Annotated in this window: 17 protein-coding genes and 1 pseudogene; 10 read left to right on the plus strand and 8 right to left on the minus strand. The window is 60.6% G+C overall.

Annotated features, from left to right (window positions below):
- Positions 1-992: protease SohB (gene sohB / locus AC1DH9_RS07450; protein WP_477807992.1), on the minus strand; the 992-nt coding region annotated here is incomplete at its 3' end.
- A 205-nt stretch (positions 993-1,197) separates the two neighbouring features.
- On the opposite strand from sohB, the gene AC1DH9_RS07455 reads away from it, so the two are divergent.
- The 3 genes from AC1DH9_RS07455 (at position 1,198) to AC1DH9_RS07465 (ending at position 4,366) form a co-directional block, all read left to right on the plus strand.
- Entirely contained in the window at positions 1,198-1,908 is a 711-nt protein-coding gene (locus tag AC1DH9_RS07455; RefSeq protein ID WP_477807993.1) for a histidine phosphatase family protein, read from the plus strand.
- 50 nt (positions 1,909-1,958) lie between these two features.
- The gene (locus tag AC1DH9_RS07460) at positions 1,959-2,273 is read left to right on the plus strand and encodes an SCP2 sterol-binding domain-containing protein (RefSeq protein ID WP_427536987.1); all 315 of its coding nucleotides are present in this window, start codon (positions 1,959-1,961) and stop codon (positions 2,271-2,273) included.
- Between the two features lie 245 nt (positions 2,274-2,518).
- Positions 2,519-4,366, plus strand: a complete 1,848-nt coding sequence (locus AC1DH9_RS07465) for an amidohydrolase (protein WP_477807997.1) — start codon at positions 2,519-2,521, stop codon at positions 4,364-4,366.
- A gap of 51 nt (positions 4,367-4,417) precedes the next feature.
- On the opposite strand, the gene AC1DH9_RS07470 is transcribed toward AC1DH9_RS07465, so the two are convergent.
- The gene (locus AC1DH9_RS07470) at positions 4,418-5,353 is read right to left on the minus strand and encodes a zeta toxin family protein (RefSeq protein WP_477807994.1); all 936 of its coding nucleotides are present in this window, start codon (positions 5,351-5,353) and stop codon (positions 4,418-4,420) included.
- 706 nt (positions 5,354-6,059) lie between these two features.
- On the opposite strand from AC1DH9_RS07470, the gene AC1DH9_RS07475 reads away from it, so the two are divergent.
- Positions 6,060-6,425 (plus strand): DUF6124 family protein, encoded by a 366-nt coding sequence (locus tag AC1DH9_RS07475; RefSeq protein WP_477807995.1) that lies wholly within the window; start codon positions 6,060-6,062, stop codon positions 6,423-6,425.
- Positions 6,426-6,632: 207 nt separating this feature from the next.
- Here AC1DH9_RS07475 and glsB read toward each other — a convergent pair whose 3' ends face one another.
- On the minus strand, positions 6,633-7,541 hold the full coding sequence (gene glsB, locus AC1DH9_RS07480) for a glutaminase B (RefSeq protein WP_054597690.1): 909 nt from the start codon (positions 7,539-7,541) through the stop codon (positions 6,633-6,635).
- Between the two features lie 166 nt (positions 7,542-7,707).
- On the opposite strand from glsB, the pseudogene AC1DH9_RS07485 reads away from it, so the two are divergent.
- Positions 7,708-8,399, plus strand: a pseudogene (locus tag AC1DH9_RS07485) (Sir2 family NAD-dependent protein deacetylase).
- On the opposite strand, the gene hcnC reads toward AC1DH9_RS07485, so the two are convergent.
- Genes hcnC through hcnA form a run of 3 tightly spaced genes read right to left on the minus strand, consistent with a single transcriptional unit; the run spans position 8,377 to position 11,349 of the window.
- Positions 8,377-9,636, minus strand: a complete 1,260-nt coding sequence (hcnC, locus tag AC1DH9_RS07490) for a cyanide-forming glycine dehydrogenase subunit HcnC (RefSeq protein ID WP_427536993.1) — start codon at positions 9,634-9,636, stop codon at positions 8,377-8,379. The pseudogene AC1DH9_RS07485 and the gene hcnC sit on opposite strands and share 23 nt — an antisense overlap.
- Positions 9,629-11,038 (minus strand): cyanide-forming glycine dehydrogenase subunit HcnB, encoded by a 1,410-nt coding sequence (hcnB, locus tag AC1DH9_RS07495; RefSeq protein WP_427536995.1) that lies wholly within the window; start codon positions 11,036-11,038, stop codon positions 9,629-9,631. Before hcnB ends, hcnC begins: the two co-directional genes overlap by 8 nt.
- Positions 11,035-11,349 carry a cyanide-forming glycine dehydrogenase subunit HcnA gene (gene hcnA, locus AC1DH9_RS07500; protein ID WP_427536997.1) on the minus strand — a complete coding sequence of 105 codons (315 nt, stop codon included), beginning with the start codon at positions 11,347-11,349 and terminating at the stop codon, positions 11,035-11,037. Before hcnA ends, hcnB begins: the two co-directional genes overlap by 4 nt.
- A gap of 319 nt (positions 11,350-11,668) precedes the next feature.
- Between hcnA and AC1DH9_RS07505 the strand changes: the two genes are divergently transcribed.
- The 3 genes from AC1DH9_RS07505 to pncA all read left to right on the plus strand — a co-directional run bounded on the left by AC1DH9_RS07505 (position 11,669) and on the right by pncA (position 14,580).
- Entirely contained in the window at positions 11,669-12,352 is a 684-nt protein-coding gene (locus AC1DH9_RS07505; RefSeq protein ID WP_477807996.1) for a response regulator transcription factor, read from the plus strand.
- Positions 12,330-13,724: a sensor histidine kinase gene (locus AC1DH9_RS07510; RefSeq protein ID WP_427536999.1), complete on the plus strand. Its 1,395-nt coding sequence runs from the start codon at positions 12,330-12,332 to the stop codon at positions 13,722-13,724. Before AC1DH9_RS07505 ends, AC1DH9_RS07510 begins: the two co-directional genes overlap by 23 nt.
- A 217-nt stretch (positions 13,725-13,941) precedes the next feature.
- Positions 13,942-14,580, plus strand: coding sequence for a bifunctional nicotinamidase/pyrazinamidase (gene pncA, locus AC1DH9_RS07515; protein ID WP_427537001.1), 639 nt, complete (start codon positions 13,942-13,944; stop codon positions 14,578-14,580).
- Between the two features lie 227 nt (positions 14,581-14,807).
- Here pncA and AC1DH9_RS07520 read toward each other — a convergent pair whose 3' ends face one another.
- Positions 14,808-16,109, minus strand: a complete 1,302-nt coding sequence (locus tag AC1DH9_RS07520) for an ATP-binding protein (RefSeq protein WP_427537003.1) — start codon at positions 16,107-16,109, stop codon at positions 14,808-14,810.
- A 2-nt stretch (positions 16,110-16,111) separates the two neighbouring features.
- The gene (locus tag AC1DH9_RS07525) at positions 16,112-16,813 is read right to left on the minus strand and encodes a response regulator (protein WP_054597698.1); all 702 of its coding nucleotides are present in this window, start codon (positions 16,811-16,813) and stop codon (positions 16,112-16,114) included.
- A 294-nt stretch (positions 16,814-17,107) separates the two neighbouring features.
- On the opposite strand from AC1DH9_RS07525, the gene AC1DH9_RS07530 reads away from it, so the two are divergent.
- Complete coding sequence (locus tag AC1DH9_RS07530; protein WP_427537005.1) at positions 17,108-18,265, plus strand: efflux RND transporter periplasmic adaptor subunit; 1,158 nt, start codon at positions 17,108-17,110, stop codon at positions 18,263-18,265.
- A gap of 16 nt (positions 18,266-18,281) precedes the next feature.
- Positions 18,282-21,398, plus strand: coding sequence for a multidrug efflux RND transporter permease subunit (locus tag AC1DH9_RS07535; protein WP_427537007.1), 3,117 nt, complete (start codon positions 18,282-18,284; stop codon positions 21,396-21,398).
- Positions 21,399-21,417: the final 19 nt, after the last annotated feature.

The following is a 21,417-nucleotide window of genomic DNA, read 5'->3' on the forward strand; positions in this document are numbered from 1 at the left end:
CACCAGGTCAACAAGACCCGATCAATCGAACCACTGGCCGCCAGGCCAACGCGTTCCTGCAGGCTCTTGCGTTCGGCATAATGCAGGTGAAACAGTTCTGCGCCCTTGGCCCGTTCGGCAAGGTATTCATCGCTGGTTTTCAGCTCATCGACCAGTCGTTTTTCCAGTGCGGCAACACCCAGCCAGACTTCACCGGTGGCCACTTCATTGATCGCCAGTTGCGGCCGGTAGCGTGAGACGAAGTTCTTGAACAGTTCGTGGGTCACATCCAGGTCTTCCTGGAACTTCTCCCGGCCCTTCTCGGTGTTTTCGCCAAACACTGTCAGCGTGCGCTTGTACTCACCCGCCGTCAGGACTTCAAAGTCGATGTCGTGTTTTTTCAGCAGGCGATTGACGTTAGGCAACTGCGCCACCACCCCGATCGAACCCAGAATGGCAAACGGCGCGCTGATGATCTTCTCGCCGATGCACGCCATCATGTAACCGCCGCTGGCCGCGACCTTGTCGATACATACGGTCAATGGCACACCGGCCTGACGAATGCGCGCCAGTTGCGAGGACGCCAGACCGTAGCTGTGAACCATGCCTCCGCCGCTTTCCAGGCGCAGCACGACTTCATCCTTTGGTGTGGCCAAAGACAACAACGCGGTGATTTCATGGCGCAGGCTTTCAGTCGCCGAAGCCCTGATATCGCCATCGAAATCCAGCACGAACACCCGGGGTTTGGCTTCCGGCTTTTTCTTCTGTTGTTTCTCGGACTTGGCTTCGGATTTACGCAAGGCCTTGAGCTGGTCCTTGTCGAGCAGTGTCTGCTCCAGGCGCTCACGCAGCTCCTTGTAGAAATCATTGAGTTTACTGACCTGCAGCTGGCCCGCGAACTTGCGCCGGCCTTTGCTGCGCAACGCCGCAAAGCTGGCCAGGACCACCAGAATAGCGATCACCAGGGTAACGGTTTTAGCCAGAAAACTTGCGTACTCGGCAAGAAAATCCACATTGACTCCTTAACGACAGTGCGCCGCTGAACACGCGGACGCGTATACATCCAGCATACCCATGCAGCCGCGTTGCGACCAGTCGTGAAACCTTCTGTGACAGGCCTCCAACGAGCATTTCAAACAAGCGTATGTTTTTTCATTGACAGCTCATCGCCATCCTCATAACCTCGCAAAACCTTCAACGTACCCGGATGACGCGGACGTGGGCAGCATCTATTTGATTCGACATGGCCAGGCCTCTTTCGGTGCAGACGACTACGACGTGCTGTCGCCGACCGGTATTCGTCAGGCAGAAGTGCTCGGCAGTCACCTGGCTGAACTGGGGTTGAGTTTCGATCGCTGCCTGTCGGGCGACCTGCGTCGCCAGCAACACACCGCCAACAGTGCCCTGGCACAATTCGGCGCTGTCGGCCTGCCGGTACCGCCCCTGGAAATCGATTCGGCCTTCAACGAGTTCGACGCCGACGCGGTGATCCGCGCTCTGCTTCCAGACCTGCTGCCCGAAGAACCCGAAGCCCTGAACATCCTGCGCAATGCCGCGCAGAATCGCGGCGAGTTTCAGCGAATCTTTGCCCTGATCATCGAACGTTGGCTGGCCGGTACTTACGACCCACCCGGGCTGGAAAGCTGGCCATGCTTCGTCGAACGGGTCCAGGCCGGTTTGCAGCGTATTCTCGAACAGGCCGACAACACCCAGAAAATCGCCGTATTCACCTCCGGCGGGACCATCACTGCCCTGCTCCACCTGATTACCCAAATGCCGGCAAAGCAGGCCTTTGAACTGAATTGGCAAATCGTCAACACCTCGCTCAACCAACTGAAGTTCCGTGGTCGCGAGGTGGCGCTGRCTTCCTTCAACAGTCATGCACATTTGCAGCTGCTGAAGGCCCCGGAACTCATCACTTTCCGTTGAGTCCGGATCACTGTGACYCCTGTGTAACACTTCATGAAAAGGATCGAACCATGACTTCCGTAGATGACGCCGTACAAGCCATGAAAGCCAAGTTCAACCCAGCCGCTGCTGCCGGTCTGGACCTGGTTTTCGGTTTCCGCATCGACGACACCAAGAACTTCTCTCTGATCGTCAAAGACAGCGCGTGCGAACTGAAAGAAGGCGAGAACCCGGACGCTCAAGTGACTCTGGTCATGGACGGCGAAACCCTGCAAGGCATCGTCGACGGTTCGACCGACGGCATGCAAGCGTTCATGGGCGGCAAACTGCGCGCTGAAGGCGACATGATGCTGGCCATGAAACTGTCCGAGCTGTTCCCAGGCTAAGACGGCGGCTCCCGCCCTCGGGAACCCTCTGGCTATCTGCGAATCCCGCCTTTATGGCGGGATTCGTCGTTTCTGCCGGTCGTAAATGTACCCGTCCGACACATCGAGACCGGACACCTGCGGAGAACGGCGCCATGAGCCCACCTGATGAACACGACGACTTCAACCACCGCCGCGTACTGCAAGGCCTTTCGGCAGGCACCGTCAGTGCCTGGACCAGTCCTCTATTTGCGCAGAGTGCCAGCATGGCCAGCTCCCCAGCCGATCTCATCCTGTTCAACGGTCGCATGCACACGGTTGACCGGGAGAAGCCCCTTGCGAGCGCGGTCGCCATCAAGGATGGGCGGTTTATTGCCGTCGGCAATGATGCAGACGTCATGCCCCTGCGCGGCGCCAGCACGCAAATCATCGATCTGCAAAAGCGTACGGTGATCCCCGGCCTCAACGACTCGCACCTGCACCTGATCCGTGGTGGCCTGAACTACAACCTCGAACTGCGCTGGGAAGGCGTGCCGTCATTGGTCGACGCCTTGCGCCTGCTCAAGGATCAGGCCGACCGCACGCCTGCACCGCAATGGGTGCGSGTGGTCGGTGGCTGGAMYGARTTCCAGTTCGCCGAAAAGCGCMTGCCRACGATTGAAGARCTSAACMAGGCTGCRCCKGAYACMCCRGTGTTCGTYYTGCACYTGTAYGACCGCGCCYTGCTCAACCGCGCGGCGCTGAAAGTGGTGGGCTACGACCGCAATACCCCGAACCCGCCGGGTGGCGAAATCCAGCGCGATGCCAATGGCGACCCCACGGGCATGCTGATCGCCCGTCCGAACGCGATGATTCTGTACTCGACGCTGGCCAAGGGGCCGAAGTTGCCGCTGGACTATCAGGTCAACTCGACCCGGCAGTTCATGCGCGAACTCAATCGCCTCGGTGTCACCAGCGCCATCGATGCCGGTGGCGGTTTTCAGAATTATCCGGACGACTATCAGGTCATCCAGCAGTTGGCGAAAGACCGGCAACTGAGCGTGCGCATCGCCTACAACCTGTTCACCCAAAAACCCAAGGAAGAGCTGACTGACTTCAAGAACTGGACCAGCACCTCGCACTACGGCCAGGGTGACGATTTCCTGCGGCACAACGGCGCTGGCGAAATGCTGGTGTTCTCCGCCGCCGACTTTGAAGACTTCCTCGAACCACGCCCCGATCTGCCGCAAACCATGGAGCAGGAACTGGAACCGGTGGTGCGCCATCTGGTGGAGCAGCGCTGGCCATTTCGCCTGCACGCCACCTACAACGAATCGATAAGCCGAATGCTCGACGTGTTCGAAAAGGTCAACCGCGATATCCCGTTCGACGGGCTGCCGTGGTTCTTCGATCACGCCGAAACCATCACCCCGCAGAACATCGAACGGGTTCGTGCACTGGGCGGCGGCGTTGCGATTCAGGACCGCATGGCCTTTCAGGGTGAGTATTTTGTCGACCGTTACGGCGCCAAGGCTGCCGAGCACACCCCACCGATCCAGCGCATGCTCGCCGAAGGCATCCCGGTCGGTGCCGGCACCGACGCCACGCGGGTTTCCAGCTACAACCCGTGGACGTCGCTCTACTGGCTGGTCAGCGGTCGCACCGTCGGCGGCCTGGAGTTGTACCCGCAAGGTCTGAGCCGCGACACGGCGCTGGAACTCTACACCCATGGCAGCGCCTGGTTCTCCTCCGAGCAAGGCTCAAAAGGTCAGATCAAGGTCGGGCAACTGGCCGATCTGGTGGCGTTGTCTGCCGACTACTTCAGCGTCGACGACGAAGCGATCAAATGGATTGAATCGGTGCTGACCGTGGTCGACGGCAAGGTGGTGTACGGCAGCCTCGAATTCGAAAAACTCGGCCCGCCGCGTTTGCCGGTCATGCCCGACTGGTCACCGGTGGTAAACGTGCCGGGGCACTGGAAACCCTTGGCACCGCTCACCGCCCGGATGCATCAATGCGCAGGCGCCTGCGCGGTGCATGCCCACAGCCATGAGCGGGCGCGTTTGTCGAACGCCCCCGTCAGTGACTTCCAGGGGTTCTGGGGCGCGTTTGGTTGTTCGTGTTTTGCGTTTTGACTCAAGGGGTTTGGCAGGAAGCCCGCCGACGGCGGGCTACTTGTCGGTYGATCAGTGATGCAAATGCTTGAACACGTAACCCACCAGATCAGTGTTGACGAATGCGGGGACCTGATTATTCAGGCGTAGCGCCTCCAGCAGCGCGAGTTGGCAATCCCACACCATCTCCCGTCGATCACGCCGCAGGCTCACCTCGGCGCTCACGATGTGGTTATAAGCTGTGTAACAGGAGCGTGAGGTTTTTCCGGGGGCTCGCTCGATGGCGACCGGGTTGTCAGCGACAGCCACTGTCGCCCCCTTATGATCGACCACCGATTGCGCGGTCAACTGACCGACCGTGTCGCACCGGCTGCGACAGACGGCCTTTCGGTTTTTAAGTTCACCGAACCCGCGCTCATACAGGGTGATCTGAGAACCGACCTTCTGCACGCAAGCCTCTTCAAAAGCGTTAAGCACTTTCTCAGCATTGCCCAGGCTTGTCTCAAGCTCCGAGAGTTTCAGGAAGCGCTCCAATTGCTTGTTTTGAAGGCTCTTCAAGCCACGGGTGATGGTCGACAAATGGGTGAACTCTTTTTTGCAGGCCACCACGTGAACTTCAAACTGATAGCCGGCTGACACGGCCAGCGGCGGGAAGGCAGCGAAGTCTGCCGAGTCCAGCGCCGACTCCATGATGATGCTGTACTTCTCGGCAAAGGCCTTCTTGAAGATTTCTGCACACACCGCCCGCACAAAGGCCTCGGTGTGCTCATATACGTGCAGCACGCCGTGGGGTTCCATCTGCGAATACTGCGGATGCTTTTTGCGGTACTCAGGTAGATACAGCCTGATGTAGTTCGAGTAGTTGTCGGTTTTCAGTAGTGACTCTTCCAGCAACCAGGTTTTCCCCGAGCCCTGGATACCCGCCACGATCAGCATTTGCGGGTTGGAGGTACTAATGGCCTTGTCTTTGAACAGACTGGCGCTGATGTCTGAAAACGCCGCTTTCACCTGTTCGTTCGTGTATGAGTATTCATTGCTGTTTGGCACGTTGATTAATTCCCTTTAAGTGGATGTCCGGTCTTCTTGCCTGAAGATCAGGGGGCACTTTATGTCTTGGCCATCCACGTAAGGCCTTACATAGATAACACCTGCGTGTGTACCGAATCGGCCTTGCAAGGTATAGAGCCCGCGCCTGTAGCAGCTGTCGAGCCCGCGAGGCTGCGTTCGGTCTGGGCCGCATCCGGACGGATGCGGTCGTAAAATCATGCAACACGTTCTGTCAGGTAAACCGCGTATGCAGGGTTGGCGAGGACTCTGTCCGAACGCGGCCCGCCTCTAACGCAGCCTCGCGGGCTCGGCAGCTGCTACGACGGGTGTTTAAGCTTGCCTACGCAGTGCCCATCAGAGGCTACAGCGCCTTGCGTAGCGACCTACACCTGCGCCAGAATCCGCCGGCTTGTGCGCTTTGGTCCTCGCCTCTATCGTTTCCGTGTCGCTGATTATCAGCGATCGGGTTTGGTAGCCCGGACACACGGCGCACAGCGTCACCTTATGCAGGTGCTTTTTGTCGGCATTTGTTTTTATGGTGGCCATGCGCAGGGCGCCCTCGGGCGCGCCGGTTTCCAAGTGTCCGGTCTACCAACCCGCGTATGGCCACCACCCTTCGTTTGGTAGCGAGGGTGATGGTTCCTCTACTTACATTTGGAGCATCACCATGTTCAAAGCCACRCCSAATCCCCCCGAAACCGATCCGGTTTCCCCCTACGCYTCCCTCRAYTCAAAAGAACTCCACGCCGCCGCACACCGTGCGCTSGATCATTACCTGGTGCTACCCGAGACCAAGGCATTGTTAGCCGACCGACGCCCCGGCTGCATCTTCGTCATCGCCCCCGACGTCGACTCTGAAACCCTGCTGGCCCACGCTTGCGAAACCCTCGCCTCGGCCAATGTCATGGCCAGCGATCTGGCGTTCGACCTCGAAGGTCCCAAGCGCAATACCGCGCTGGCGATTCAACAGATGATTTCCCTGGCCGAGTTGGCAGTGAATCGCGCCCTGGATCACCTCGACCCACCGGAGTAACAGCGCCCGTAGCAGCTGTCGAGCCTGCGAGGCTGCGTTCGAGGACGCAGTCCTCGCCAATCTTGCGTACGCGGTTTACCTGAACGAACGTGTTACCTGACTTTACGACCGCTGCGCGGCCGAACGCAGCCTCGCAGGCTCGGCAGCTGCTACGGTTCGAGTAACGTTTTGCGCTCGCGTAACGGCTTGACTGACATGCCCTAATGTCTAGAACACCGACCAGCCAATACGCTGGCTCAGCAACTCCAGCGCTGCCATGCCGGCCAGCGAGTTACCTGCCGGGTTCAGTTCCGGTGACCAGACGCACACGGTAAAGCGCCCCGGCACCACGGCCACGATGCCACCGCCCACGCCACTCTTGCCCGGTAGACCAACGCGATAAGCGAAATTGCCAGCCTCGTCATACAGACCGCTGGTGGCCATGATCGAGTTGACCTGTTTGGTCTGGCGCGCCGTGAGGATCTGTTCGCCGCTGTGCTTGCAGAACCCGTCATTGGCCAGGAAACAGAAAGCACGGGCCAGATCGACACAGCTCATGCGCAGCGCACAATGGCTGAAGTAGCTGCGCAGCACGGCTTCCACATCGTTATGGAAGTTGCCGAACGACTGCATCAGATAGGCCATGGCCGCGTTGCGCGCACGGTGTTGGTACTCCGACTCGGCGACTTTGCTGTCGACCATCACCTGCGGGTTGCCGGACAACCGCCGCACAAAATCGCGCATCGACAGCGCGGGTGCGGCAAAGCGTGACTGGTTGATGTCACAGATCACCAGCGCCCCGGCATTGATGAACGGATTACGCGGCCGACCGCGCTCAAACTCCAGTTGCACCAGCGAATTGAACGGCTGACCGGAAGGCTCGTGACCGAGTCGCTCCCAGATCGCCTCGCCGGAATGCTCGATGGCCTGCACCAGGCTGAACACCTTGGAAATACTCTGCACCGAAAACAGCGTGTGGGCATCGCCGGCGCAATACAGCTCGCCGTCATTGCCATACACCGCAATGCCCAACTGATCGGCCGGCACACTGCCCAGCGCAGGAATGTAATTAGCCACCTTGCCCTGTCCGATCAGGGGGCGAACCGTGTCAAGAATCTCGTTCAACAACGCTTGCATGCCGGCTTCCGAATTCACGCCCCGTACCACCGCGGGGACACAGACGCTAGACGCCACAAACGCACGTCAGAGCACAGTTTTTCGATCAACTGCCAACCCCGCGCAGTAGACCGGATAACAACTATCCTGCATCGTGTTGTGAAACCCGGCAACCGGAGCACTGACCATGTTCGAAAGCCCCATTCGCGAACAGATCGACCACCTTCAGAACCTGATGGTCGAGCAGCCGTTGCTGGTGCTCACGGGGGCCGGTATCAGCACGGCGTCGGGCATTCCCGATTACCGCGACACCGATGGGGTGCGGCGCGGTCGGCAACCGATGATGACGATCAGGCTGGCAGCCCGGACGTGATCGAGTTGCATGGCAGCTTGCACCGGGTGTTGTGCCTCGATTGCGGCCAACGCAGTGACCGGGACTCGATCCAGCGCCTCATGGAAGCGCAAAACCCCTATCTGGCGGGTGTCGATGCGGTACAGGCACCCGATGGTGACACCCTGCTCGACCCGGCCTTCGAGTCGCACTTTCAAGTCCCCCGTTGCCCAAACTGCGAGGGTGAGCGAATGAAACCGGATGTGGTGTTTTTCGGTGAAAACGTCGCGCACGCCACCGCCGCCAAAGCCATGGCCGCTGCCGAGCAGGCTGCGGGTTTGCTGGTAGTGGGGTCATCGCTGATGGCGTTTTCGGCGTTTCGCCTGTGTCGGGTGATCGCCGACCGCGGCAAACCGTTGATCGCCATCAACCTGGGCAAGACTCGCGCCGATGAGTTGCTGGACATGAAAATCGAGGCGTCCTGCGAACAGCTATTGCCGCTGCTCGCAGAACGCCTGAGCCAATTCAGGCCATTTCTGCCTGCTTGACCGCTACCGCTTTTTTCACCTCAAACCGGTCCGCCAGGAACGGTGTGATGTCCAGCGGCAACGCTTCGTTGTTCACCAGTTTGTCGAGCAACACGCCGGTGATCGCCGACGTCAGGATGCCAGTGCGGAAATGCCCGCAGGCATTGAGATAGCCTTGAACCCCTTTCATCGGCCCCAGAATCGGCAGCTCATCCGGTGAGCCCGGCCGCAACCCTGCCCAGCAGCGCTTGAGATTGATGTGTTCAAGCTCTGGGATACAGCGGATCGCGCCTTGCACCAGCCCATAAATTTCCGGGTAGGTGGTGGTCACGTCGAAGCCTTTGTCTTCGGTGGTACTACCGATCAGAATCTCGCCGTTGTCCTTCTGCGCCAGGTAGCAATCACTGGTGGTCAGGCAACCACGCAAGATCTTTGGCATGCGCTCGGTCAGCAAGATCTGGCCCTTGACCGGATTCACCGGAATACGGATGCCCGTAGCTTGCTGGCTGAGCTCCGCGGCCCAGGCACCCGCAGCGTTGATCAAGGTATCGCAACGGAACTCGCCGGCCTCGGCAGTCTGCACACCAACAACCCGCGAACCCTGGCGCAACACCTCAGTGACGTTGGTGTTGAAATACAGGTCGACGCCATTCTGCCGGGCGCCTTCGGTGTAGGCGTCCGCCAGGCGGAACGGGCTGACCTGATGGTCGCAGAGAAACTCCAGCGCCCCGCGCGCTTCATGGCTGACGCTCGGCTCGGCCTCGCGTAGTGCGGCCTGGTCGAGCCAGCGCACCTGATCGGCCAGGTGTGGAATGCAGGCGACGATGTGCTCGGCGTACAAGCGGTCCTCATCGTCGTAGATCACGAACTTCAGCCCGGTTTTTTCGAACTTGAAATCCATGCCGTGCTTTTCCTGCAACTCGCGGTGCAGGTCCGGGTACAGCGCATTCGATTGCAGGGCAAAGTCAAAGAACGAATCCGGCAGGATATGCGGCGTGCTGGAGTCGACCGCCACCGCCGCGCCCTGAGCTTCGCGCTTACGATTGGCCGACATCATGCGAAAGAAGATCACCCCGCAGCCCAGCCCCACCGACTCGCCAATCGCCCACAGGCCGCCGGCCGACGCACGGGTCGCGTTGCCAGGGCGCTTGGCGTCGATCAGCGCGACTCTCAGATTCTTGCGTTTCGACAGTTGATAGGCGCAAGAAGCCCCGATCACACCGCCACCGGCAATCACCACATCGTAGAACTTACTCATGATTCAACGCATCCGTGCCGAGGTTCTGGAAAGCCGAAAAAGGGATCGGCTCGATGGGAAAACGCGGGCGCAACCAGCCTACATCCTGGCGCCCGGTGGCTTCGCGCAAGCGGTCGCTGCAATAACCGACACACATCCGCCCCTGACAATCACCCATGCTCACCCGCGTGCGCATTTTCAGGCTGGCCATGTCTTGAACGCCTTGGGACAGCGCCCGATCGATGTCTGCACGGGTGGCGTTTTCACAGCGGCAGATCAGCGTATCGGCAGCCGGCAACGCGGTCTGTCCGGCACCGCGTTCGGTGTAGCGATCCACCGCCGCGCGAAAGCGCACGATGGACTTGAGTTTCGCCAGATAGCGCTCACGCAAGTGCAGCGCCTTTTCGCTGCTCAGCACATCGCGCTGCACAAGGATCGACAACGCAGCGATTCGACCGCTGAGCATCGCTGCCTCACCACCGCGAATCCCGCCCATGTCACCGGCCAGGTGAATGTGCGGCTCGCTGCTTTGCTGCCAGATATTGGCTGTGGCGCGCAGATAACCGTCATCGCTGAAGCCATGTTCCAGGCCCATTTGCTGACTGAGCTGAGTCCGCGGAATAAAGCCGTAGCCCACCGCCAGGGTCTGCGCCGGCACCTGCTCGGCGCGACTCAGGTCTGGCTGCCAGTTGCTGGAATACGGTGCGACGGTCACGCTGCGCAACTCGCCCTCGCCTTGCGCCTCGACCACACCCCAACCGTAGCGCATCGCGATTCGGTGCAGTTTCAGATAAGCGAGCATGCTCAGCCCATCGAGGAACAGCTGCGGTTTGTTCAGCAGGGCCAGGCTTTCCTTGGCGATCTTGCCGAACGCGCAGGCCTCGAACACACCGGCAACCGTCACCCCGCTGGCATGCAATTGACAGGCAACCAGCGGCAACAACGGACCGGTGCCGGCGATCACCACCGGGCTTTGCGGCTTGACCACGCCACTCTTGATTTGCAGTTGCAGACCGCCCAGCAGTATCACGCCCGGCAACGTCCAGCCGGGAAACGGCACGCTGCGCTCATGGCATCCGGCGGCGAGCAACAATTGCGGGTAGGTGATTTCCTGCACGCGTTCGTCAGCGTCCAGCATGACCAACGCCCGAGTCCCTTCGGCACCGACAACCCGCGTGTTCAAACACACATCGATCAGCGCACAACGGTCCATAAAGTCGCCATGCAGTTTGGCCAGGGACTCGGCGTAACGCGGCCCCAGATAGTCCAGCTGTACGCCGTCGCGCAACGGCCCGCGAAACACCACCCCGCCCAGCCGCGAAGCTTCTTCGAGCAAGGTGCAGTGCACGCCGTGTCTGGCCAGTTCAATGGCCGCCGCCATACCCGCCGGGCCACCGCCGACGATTACCGGATGCAGGCTCATAGTGCCTCCTGCTCGGCAATGCGGTTGACCGCCGTTTCAACCTGCATGCCCGGCTGCACCAGCGTCTGACAGGCGCGGCGCTTGTGTCGACCGTTGATTTTCACCAGACAGCATTGGCACACGCCCATACCGCAATAGGCCCCGCTGATCTGATCGTGATCGTTACGTGCGACCTGACGCACACCGAGGGATTGAATGACCGTCAACACAGTTTCGCCTATCGCGGCGCTGACCGGCTGGCCATTGAGTTCGATGGTCATATCTGCCCGCACAAGCGGCTGGATATCAAAGGTACGGTATAGGCGTTGCATGGCATGTTTCATCCGTGAAAAGTCATTAAGGGAGTCAGTCAGCATCACGTTGCAGGGGTGCAATGACGCGACATCGCTGCGCCAAGACAATGTAGCTGACGGTGCTACAAGGCCCTGAAACCTTTACGTTACGTGATATGCCAAAGCAAAATATTGATCCAGGCCAGTGAACCGTGCCGCGCCTCCTTCTGTCACACGCGACGAAAAGTCGTGTCTGTCTGGAGACGATTTACCTTGTATGAAAGTTTTTTTAGAACCCTTGCCGACATTTCTTGGCACACTGCCACCCGTGTATTTCACTTATTCTCAGGCAAGCCCCATGACCCGAATCCTGACCATTGAAGACGACGCCGTCACTGCACGGGAGATCGTTGCCGAGCTGAGCAGCCATGGCCTGCAGGTGGACTGGGTCGCTAATGGTCGAGAAGGCTTGGCGCGGGCAGTCAGCGGTGACTACGACCTGATCACCCTTGACCGCATGCTGCCGGAGCTCGATGGCCTGGCGATTGTCACTACCTTGCGAACCATGGGCGTGTCGACGCCGATTCTGATGATCAGCGCCCTGTCCGACGTCGATGAGCGTGTTCGCGGCTTGCGCGCCGGCGGCGACGATTACCTGACCAAACCCTTTGCCACCRACGAAATGGCCGCCCGCGTCGAAGTCCTGCTACGCCGCCAGAACACCGTCAAGGACTATACAACGACGCTGCGCGTGGCTGACCTGGAGCTCAACCTGATCAGCCGCGAAGCCAGCCGCGGCGGACAGGTGCTGAGCCTGCTGCCGACCGAATACAAACTGCTGGAGTTCCTGTTGCGCAATACCGGGCAGATCCTCACGCGGATGATGATTTTCGAAGRGGTCTGGGGTTATCACTTCGACCCCGGCACCAACCTGATCGATGTGCACATCGGACGTCTGCGCAAAAAAATCGACCTACCGGGCCAACTACCGCTGATACGGACTGTGCGAGGCTCGGGCTATGTCATTGCTGAACCCGTCTAAAGGCTGGCGCTCCTCCAGCAGCCGCTTGCTGGCGCTCTACAGTGCGCTGTTCGTGGTCTGGAGCTGTCTGCTCATGGGGGTGATGTATTACGAGGTTTCCAGCTACCTGGAGAACCTTGCCAAACATTCGCTGATGCAACGCCAGCACCTGTTTTCACGCTTCCACGGTGATCAGCTGGATGAGGCGCTGATTGCCAGCATCACCTTCGACCAGCGCGGTATCGACGCCTACGGGCTGTTCGACGAACAGCATCGGCCTCTGCACGGGCTGATTCGCAAGATCCCCGCCAGCCTGCCACTGGACGGCAAGATTCATTCACTGGGCGACTGCGCCGATCCGGATGACGCCAGCCTGCCATCCGACAGTTGCGACGCGGTGGTGACCCACACACTGGATGGCCGCTGGCTGGTCCTGGTGCGTGACAACGGTTCGTTGTTTGCGGTCACACGGATCATCCTGCATGCACTGTTCTGGGGAGTCTCGCTGACCATCATCCCCGGCATCGCCGGTTGGCACTTGTTGCGTCGTCGGCCGTTGCGGCGAATTCGCGCCTTGCAGGCGAGCGCCGAAGCCATCGTCGCCGGCAACCTCAACCACCGTTTGCCGCTGTCCAGCCGCCGCGATGAGCTGGACATGCTCGCAGCCATCGTCAACGCCATGCTCGAACGCATCGAGCGCCTGGTGAACGAGGTCAAGGGGGTTTGTGACAACATCGCCCACGACCTGCGCACCCCGCTCACCCGGCTACGCGCGCAGCTTTACCGCATTCAACAGCAAGCCGTCGAAGGTTCCGCCGAGGCGTTGCAACTGGATCAGGTGATTGCCGAGACCGACACCCTGATGGCGCGCTTTCGCGGGCTGCTGCGGATTTCCGAACTGGAGGATCAACAGCGGCGTTCGGGCTTTGTGGTGTTCGATCCGTTGCCATTGCTGCAGGAACTGTACGATTTTTACCTGCCGCTGGCCGAAGAAGGTCAACTGAATTTAAACCTGCAAACACCGCAGACCTTGCCGGCGCTGACCGGCGACCGGGCGTTGTTGTTTGAAGCTCTGTCGAACTTGCTGAGCAACTCGATCAAATTCACCCCGGCGGGCGGTCAGGTGATTGTGCGGGCAGTCGACGATGCTGGCAGCACACGTATTGAAGTACTCGACTCCGGCCCCGGCATCCCGGCGGACAAACGCACGGCGGTGTTTCAACGGTTCTATCGCGTCGACGACAACGCCAAGAACGGTGGCTTCGGCCTCGGCTTATCGATTGTCGCGGCCATCGTGAACCTGCACGGGTTCACCCTGGACGTCGGCAGCAGCGAACTCGGCGGCGCCCGCCTGACACTCGATTGCCGCCAGCGTTTACTGCCCGCCGACTAGTAGCAGCTGCCGAGCCCGCGAGGCTGCGTTCGGCTGCGAAGCGGCCGTAAATCCTGCCTCCACGGTGAACCTGATAAAACGTGGTGCCTGATTTTACGACTGCTGCGCAGCCGAACGCAGGCTGCGCCAGCTGCTACGAGGGGGACGCTGTTCAGCGTTTGAAGAGTCTGAACCTGACGCTATGCTTGCGTTTCCACTTCCAGGGAGGTAACCGGCCATGACGTCCACATCTGCTCAAACACACTGCGCCCTATTGGTCATTGATGTACAAAACGACTTCACTCCCGGTGGCCGCCTGGCGGTCCCCGAGGGCGACCGGATCATTCCCTTGATCAATCGCCTTGCCGGTCAGTTCACCCAGGTGATCATCGCCCAGGACTGGCATCCGGCCGGGCACGCCTCGTTCGCGTCCAGCCATCCCGGACGCCAACCCTATGACGTGATTGAACTGCCTTACGGCGCCCAGACCCTGTGGCCCGAGCACTGTGTGCAAGCCACCCACGGCGCCGAACTGCACGCCGAACTGAACCTGCCTCACGCCCAGTTGATCATCCGCAAAGGCTGTAACCCGGACATCGACAGTTATTCGGCGTTTCTGGAGGCGGATCGCACCACCCCCACCGGCTTGGCCGGATACCTGCGGGAACGCGGAATCGATACGGTGTTCATGGTCGGACTTGCGCTGGATTTCTGCGTGATGTTCTCGGCGCTGGACGCCCGCGCAGCCGGGTTCAATGCCACGGTGGTGCTGGACGCCTGCCGGGCGATCGACCTGAATGGCTCGCTGGCCTCGGCCATGGAACGGATGGACCGGGCTGGGGTGGGGTTGATCACGGCTGCCGAAGTCATACTTTGATCGTTACCTGCCGAACCCCGTAGCAGCTGTCGAGCCCGCGAGGCTGCGTTCGAGGACGAAGTCCTCGCAAATCCTCTGCACTTGGTTTTCCTGGGAGAACGCGTTGCCTGACTTTACGACTGCTTCGCAGCCGAACGCAGCCTCGCGGGCTCGGCAGCTGCTACGGATCGCGTGACGGCTTCATGCCAAGCTCCGTTACGGCAACAACGATCATCGGTGGCGCGAGATCAAACCGGGGTCGGCAGCCACAACCGGAACCGAGCCCCGCCCAACGGTGAGGTTTCGGCCGTCAGTGTGCCGGCCTGGGCTTCCAGGGCTCGGCGGCTGATCGCCAGCCCCAGGCCAAACCCGCCCGTGGCGCGGTCGCGGCTGCGGTCCAGGCGATAGAACGGTTCGAAGATCCGCTCGCGTTCGTCTTCTGGAATGCCGATGCCGTCATCGTCGACCCAGATTTCACAACCTTTGGGGCAAACCTGCACGCCGATCTGAATGCGTTTTTCGCAGTAGCGCATGGCGTTGCGCAGCAGGTTCTGGATGGCTCGGGCGGTCAGGCGCGGGTCGAGGCTGAAGCGTTCGAGCTGGCCGTGCAGCAAGACGTCGATGACGATGTCCGGCGACTCCAGTTCTTCATCGACACTGCCCAGAATACTGTCGATAAACTCATCCAGCGACACGTCCACCTGCTCCGGCACCCGTGCCGGATTCTGCAGACGGCTGTAGGAGAGCAATTCCAGCACCAGCTCGTCCAGTTCGCGAATGTGTGCAACCAGGCCCTGCAAACGTTCGCGGCTGGCGGCCGGCAAGTCGTCGGACAAGGCCAGTGCCAGGCCAAAGTCCAGTCGGGTCAGCGGCGTGCGCAATTCGTGGGACACCGCATTGAGCAAATCACGCTGCTGGTTCAGGAGGTTTTCGATATCGCCGGCCATGGTGTCGAAAACGTTGGCCAGGCTGCCAATGTTAGAACTCGGCGGGATCTGTGTGCGCTCGCTCAAGTGGCCCTTGCCAAAGCGCTCGGCAGTATTTTTCAGGCGTTCCAGATCGCGCCAGTGCGGCCGCAGCCAGATCAACAGGCACGCCAGCAACGCGCCGCCGATCAGTACGTTGATGCTCCAGTACAACAAATTGACGTCCAGCGGATCCGGTGGCACCACCAGTTTCACCGACAGTTGCTGATCCAGCGGCGAGACCGCCAGCGTGCGCCAGCCCCAGTCGCCCATGCGGATGACGTTTTCACCGCGCTCCAGACGCTCACGTTCGTAGGGTGTGAAATCCGCGTCGTCATTGCGCACCAGTGCCACATGCAATGGGCTGAAGTCCTGGTCCAACTGCGCGGCCAGATGGGTCCATTGCTCGGTCGGCACTCCGTGAAACTGTTTAGTGATCAGCTTCTGCAAGCCTCGGGAGTGATCAAGGTTGTAATTCACGAATCGCTCGTGAAACACCTTGATCACCAGATCCGGGATGAAATAAATCGCCGCGCTGAAAGTGACGATGGTGATCAGGTAGAGACGGATCAGAATGCGCAGCATGTTCAGCATTCCCACTCGGAGCGACTGAACAGATAACCCTTGCCCCACACAGTCTTGATCTTGCGCGCTTCGCCGGCATGGTCGTCGAACTTGCGCCGCAGCTTGGAAATCGCCACGTCCACCGAGCGGTCGGTGCCGTTGAATTCGATGCCGCGCAGGCGTTGCAGGATCTGGTCGCGACTGAGCACTTCGCCGGCGTGGCGAGCCAGCACCACCAACAGGTTGTATTCGCCGCTGGACAGTTCGACCAGTTGCTCGCGCCAGGTCACGGTGCGCTCCGACAGATCGATGCAGAGGTTGCCCATGAGGATTCGGTCGCTGGCGGTCTGCGGCTCGTTCAGGCTGCTGCGCCGCAGCAAGGTACGCACCCGCGCCAGCAATACCCGTGGCTCGCACGGCTTGGTGACGTAATCGTCGGCGCCCATCTCCAGGCCCAGCACCTGGTCATGACTGTCGTCGCGGGCGGTCAGCATCAGAATCGGCAGAGCCGCCGAATCGGCGCGCAGCAAGCGACAGACCTGCAGACCGTCGAGGCCCGGCAGCATCAGGTCGAGGATCACCAGATCCGGCGGATCGACCCGCGCCCGTTCGCGCACATGGTCGCCACGGCTGATCACGCTGACCTGATAGCCATTGCGTTCAAGGTAGCTGGCAATCAATTCAGAGAGTGCGGAATCGTCTTCGACCAGGAGGATGTTGGGCATGGGTGTTTCCAGAAAGTGCGGTGGCGTCCGATAAACCGCCATCGCGAGCAGGCTCGCTCTCACAGGGATTTGATGTGAACACATATGTTGTGAACATCCCTGATCAACTGTGGGAGCGAGCCTGCTCGCGATAGCAATCGACCAAGCGCAATAGAAATCAAGCGTCCAAGGATATACGCCCTCACGCACCCGTGAGTAAAACCCTTACACAATTTCACACAGCACCTACAAAGCTTCACCGCTACGCTCGTCCCCTCCCCGTAGGATGCTGGGGGTCATTATTGGGGTATTTACATGTCAAAGAACCTGTTTGCGAAGCTCGGCCTGATTGCCTTGGCAATGACGCTGAGTGCGTGCGACAAGTCCTCCACTGCCGAAGAAACAGCGCCGCTGGCCACGGTCCGGATCGAAACCATCGAAGCCCGGCCACTGTCGATCAGCAGCGAACTGAGTGGGCGGATCGCCGCGCCGCGAATCGCCGAAGTCCGCGCCCGGGTGGCCGGAGTAGTCCTGCAACGGACCTTCCGCGAAGGCAGCGACGTCAAACAGGGCGATGTGCTGTTTCGCATCGATCCGGCACCGTTCAAGGCTGATCTGGACAGCGCCCAGGCGGCGCTGCGCAAAGCCGAGGCCAATGCCTATCAGGCGCGCTTGCAAGAGCAGCGTTACGCGCAGTTGATCGAAGGCAACGCCATCAGCGGCCAGGATTACGACAACGCCCGCGCCGCCGTCCGGCAGACCGCCGCCGATGTCGCGGCCAATCAGGCCGCTGTGCAACGGGCGAAACTGAACCTCGGTTACGCCACCGTCACCGCACCGATTTCCGGGCGGGTTGGCCGTGCACTGGTCACCGAAGGCGCGCTGGTCGGGCAGAACGAAAGCACGCCATTGGCACTGATCCAGCAGCTGGACCCGATCCACGCCGACCTGACCCAGTCGACCCGCGAACTCAACGAGTTGCGCCGGGCGTTTCGTGCCGGGCAGATGCAGCAGGTCGGCCAGGATCAGGCCAAAGCCACGCTGATTCAGGATGACGGCAGTCTCTACCCATTGCCCGGCAAGCTGCTGTTCGCCGACATCAGTGTCGACCCGGGCACTGGCCAGATCATTCTGCGCAGCGAGTTCCCCAACCCGGACCTCGATTTGCTGCCAGGCAGTTTCATCCGCGTGCGCCTGGAGCAAGCGGTGAATCAGCAAGGCATCAGCGTGCCGCAACGGGCGGTCCTGCGTGACAGCGCCGGTATTGCTCAGGTGCTGTTGCTCGATGCCGACGCCCGTGTCAGCCAGCAACCGGTGCAGCTGGGCCAGGTGCAGAAGGATCGCTGGATCGTCACCGGCGGCCTCAAGCCCGGCGACCGCATTGTCATCGAAGGCCTGCAGCACGCCCGTCCCGGCGAAAAAGTAGAAATCGACGACACCCCTCTTCCCCTTGCCCAGGTCACCGGGCAGTAGGCAGGACGCAGACTTTATGCCGCAATTCTTTATCGACCGCCCGGTGTTCGCCTGGGTGGTCGCGCTGTTTATCCTGTTGGCCGGCGCGCTGGCCATCCCGCAGCTGCCCGTCGCGCAGTACCCTAACGTTGCCCCGCCGAAAGTCGAGATCTACGCGGTGTACCCGGGCGCCTCGGCGCAAACCATCGACGAAAGCGTGGTCAGCCTGATCGAGGGCGAGCTCAACGGCGCCGATCACCTGCTGTATTTCGAATCCCAGAGCAGCCTTGGCACCGCGACCATCACCGCCACTTTCCAGCCCGGCACCGATCCGGAAATGGCTCAGGTCGATGTGCAAAACCGGCTCAAGGTGATCGAGTCACGCCTGCCACAAGCGGTGACCCAACAAGGTTTGCAGGTCGAGAAAGTATCGGCCGGCTTCCTGCTGCTGATCACCCTGACCTCCAGTGACGGCAAGCTCAATGACGTGGCGCTCAGCGACTATCTGGCGCGCAACGTGATGAACGAGATCAAACGCCTGGACGGCGTCGGCAAGGCTCAGCTGTATGGCGCCGAGCGGGCCATGCGGATCTGGATCGACCCGCAGAAACTGATCGGTTTCAACCTGACCCCGGCCGACGTCAACGCGGCGATTGTCGCGCAGAACGCCCAGGTCTCGGCCGGCAGCATCGGCGACTTGCCGGCTCGCACCACCCAGGAAATCACCGCGACGGTGCTGGTGAAAGGTCAGTTGTCGACCCCCGAAGAGTTCGCCGACATTGTGCTGCGGGCCAATCCCGACGGTTCCACGGTGCGCGTGGGTGATGTGGCGCGGGTCGAAATCGGCAGCCAGGAATACCAGTTCTCGACCCGCCTCAACGGCAAGCCGTCGACAGCGGTCAGCGTGCAGCTGTCGCCCGGCGCCAACGCCTTGAGCACCGCAACGCTGGTGCGCGAGAAGATGGACGAGCTGGCGCGCTACTTCCCGGCCGGTGTGGAATACAAGATTCCGTACGACACCTCGCCGTTCGTCAAAGTCTCGATCACCAAAGTGGTTTACACCCTCGGCGAGGCGATGCTGCTGGTGTTCGCGGTGATGTTCCTGTTCCTGCAGAACATCCGTTACACGCTGATCCCGACGTTGGTGGTGCCCGTGGCATTGATGGGCACTTTTGCGACCATGATGGCGCTGGGTTTCTCGATCAACGTACTGACCATGTTCGGCATGGTGCTGGCGATCGGCATTCTGGTCGATGACGCCATCGTCGTGGTCGAGAACGTCGAGCGGATCATGGTCAACGAAGGTCTGTCGCCCAAAGAAGCAACGCGCAAAGCCATGAGCCAGATCACCGGGGCGATCATCGGTATTACCCTGGTGCTGGTGGCGGTGTTTATCCCGATGGCGTTCATGCCGGGCTCGGTCGGGGTGATCTACCAGCAGTTCTCGCTGTCGATGGCCACATCGATTCTGTTTTCGGCGTTCCTCGCCCTGACACTCACCCCGGCACTCTGCGCCACGCTGCTGAAACCGATCGCCAAAGGTGAACATCATGCCAAGGGTGGTTTCTTCGGCTGGTTCAACCAGCGCTTCGAGCAGATGACCGAGGGTTATCAGCGCTGGGTGGTCTACGCCCTGAAACGCAGTGGTCGTTATCTGCTGGTCTACGGCGTGCTGTTGATCGGCCTGGTGTATTGCTTCAGCCGCCTGCCCTCGTCCTTCCTGCCGGTCGAAGACCAGGGCTACACCATCACCGACATTCAACTGCCACCGGGCGCCAGCAAAAACCGTACGGTGCAGGTGGTCGAGCAGATCGAAGCGCACAACGCCACTGAACCCGGTGTCGGCGACAGCACGGTGATTCTCGGCTTCAGCTTCTCCGGCAGCGGCCAGAACGCAGCCCTGGCGTTTACCACGCTGAAGGATTGGTCGGAGCGCGGCAGCGATGACTCGGCGGCCTCGATTGCCAATCGCGCCAACGGTGCCTTGAGTCAGATCAAGGATGCCGTGGCTTTCTCGATACTGCCGCCTCCGGTTGACGGCCTCGGTACGTCGAGCGGTTTCGAGTTTCGCCTGCAAGACCGCGGTGGCCTGGGTCATGCGGCGCTGATGCAAGCGCGCAGTGCCTTGCTGGCGGCTGCCGAGAAAAGCCCGATCCTGATGAACGTGCGCGAAAGTGCCCTGGCGGAAGCGCCGCAAGTGCAACTGATCGTGGACCGCAAACAGGCCAATGCCTTGGGCGTTTCCTTCGCCGATGTCGGCAATGTGCTGTCCACCGCCGTCGGCTCGGCGTATATCAACGACTTCCCGAATCAGGGGCGAATGCAGCGGGTGGTGGTTCAGGCTGAAGGCGATCAACGCAGTCAGGTTGATGACTTGCTGAAGATCCACGTGCGCAACAATGCCGACAAAATGGTGCCGCTGTCGGCGTTCGTCCAGGCCACATGGACTCAGGGCCCGGCACAGTTGACACGCTACAACGGTTACCCGGCGATCAGCATTTCCGGTGAACCGGCACCCGGTCACAGCACCGGCGAAGCCATGGCGGAAATCGAGCGCCTGGTCGCCCAAGGCCCGGCGGGGTTGGGTCAGGAGTGGACCGGGTTGTCGTTGCAAGAGCGCTTGTCCGGCAGCCAGGCACCGATGCTGCTTGGCTTGTCGTTGCTGATCGTGTTCCTGTGTCTGGCGGCGCTGTACGAGAGCTGGTCGATTCCGACTTCGGTGCTGCTGGTGGTGCCGCTGGGGGTACTCGGCGCAGTGCTGGCGGTGACCTTGCGCGGGATGCCCAACGACGTGTTCTTCAAGGTCGGGCTGATCACCATCATCGGGCTGTCGGCGAAAAACGCGATCCTGATCATCGAGTTCGCCAAGAGCCTGTACGACGAAGGCCATGACCTGATCGACGCCACGGTGCAAGCCGCACGCTTGCGTCTGCGGCCAATCATCATGACCTCGCTGGCGTTCATCCTTGGCGTGGTACCGCTGGCGATTGCCACCGGCGCCAGCTCGGCGAGCCAGCAAGCGATCGGCACGGGGGTGATCGGCGGGATGATCACCGCGACCATGGCGGTGGTGTTTGTGCCGGTGTTTTTTGTGGTGGTGATGAGGTTGGTGCGCAAGCGACATAAGAACATCCAGGCGACAACACCAACCTAATGTGGGAGCGAGCCTGCTC

This window comes from Pseudomonas sp. 05T35 (genome assembly GCF_056396605.1).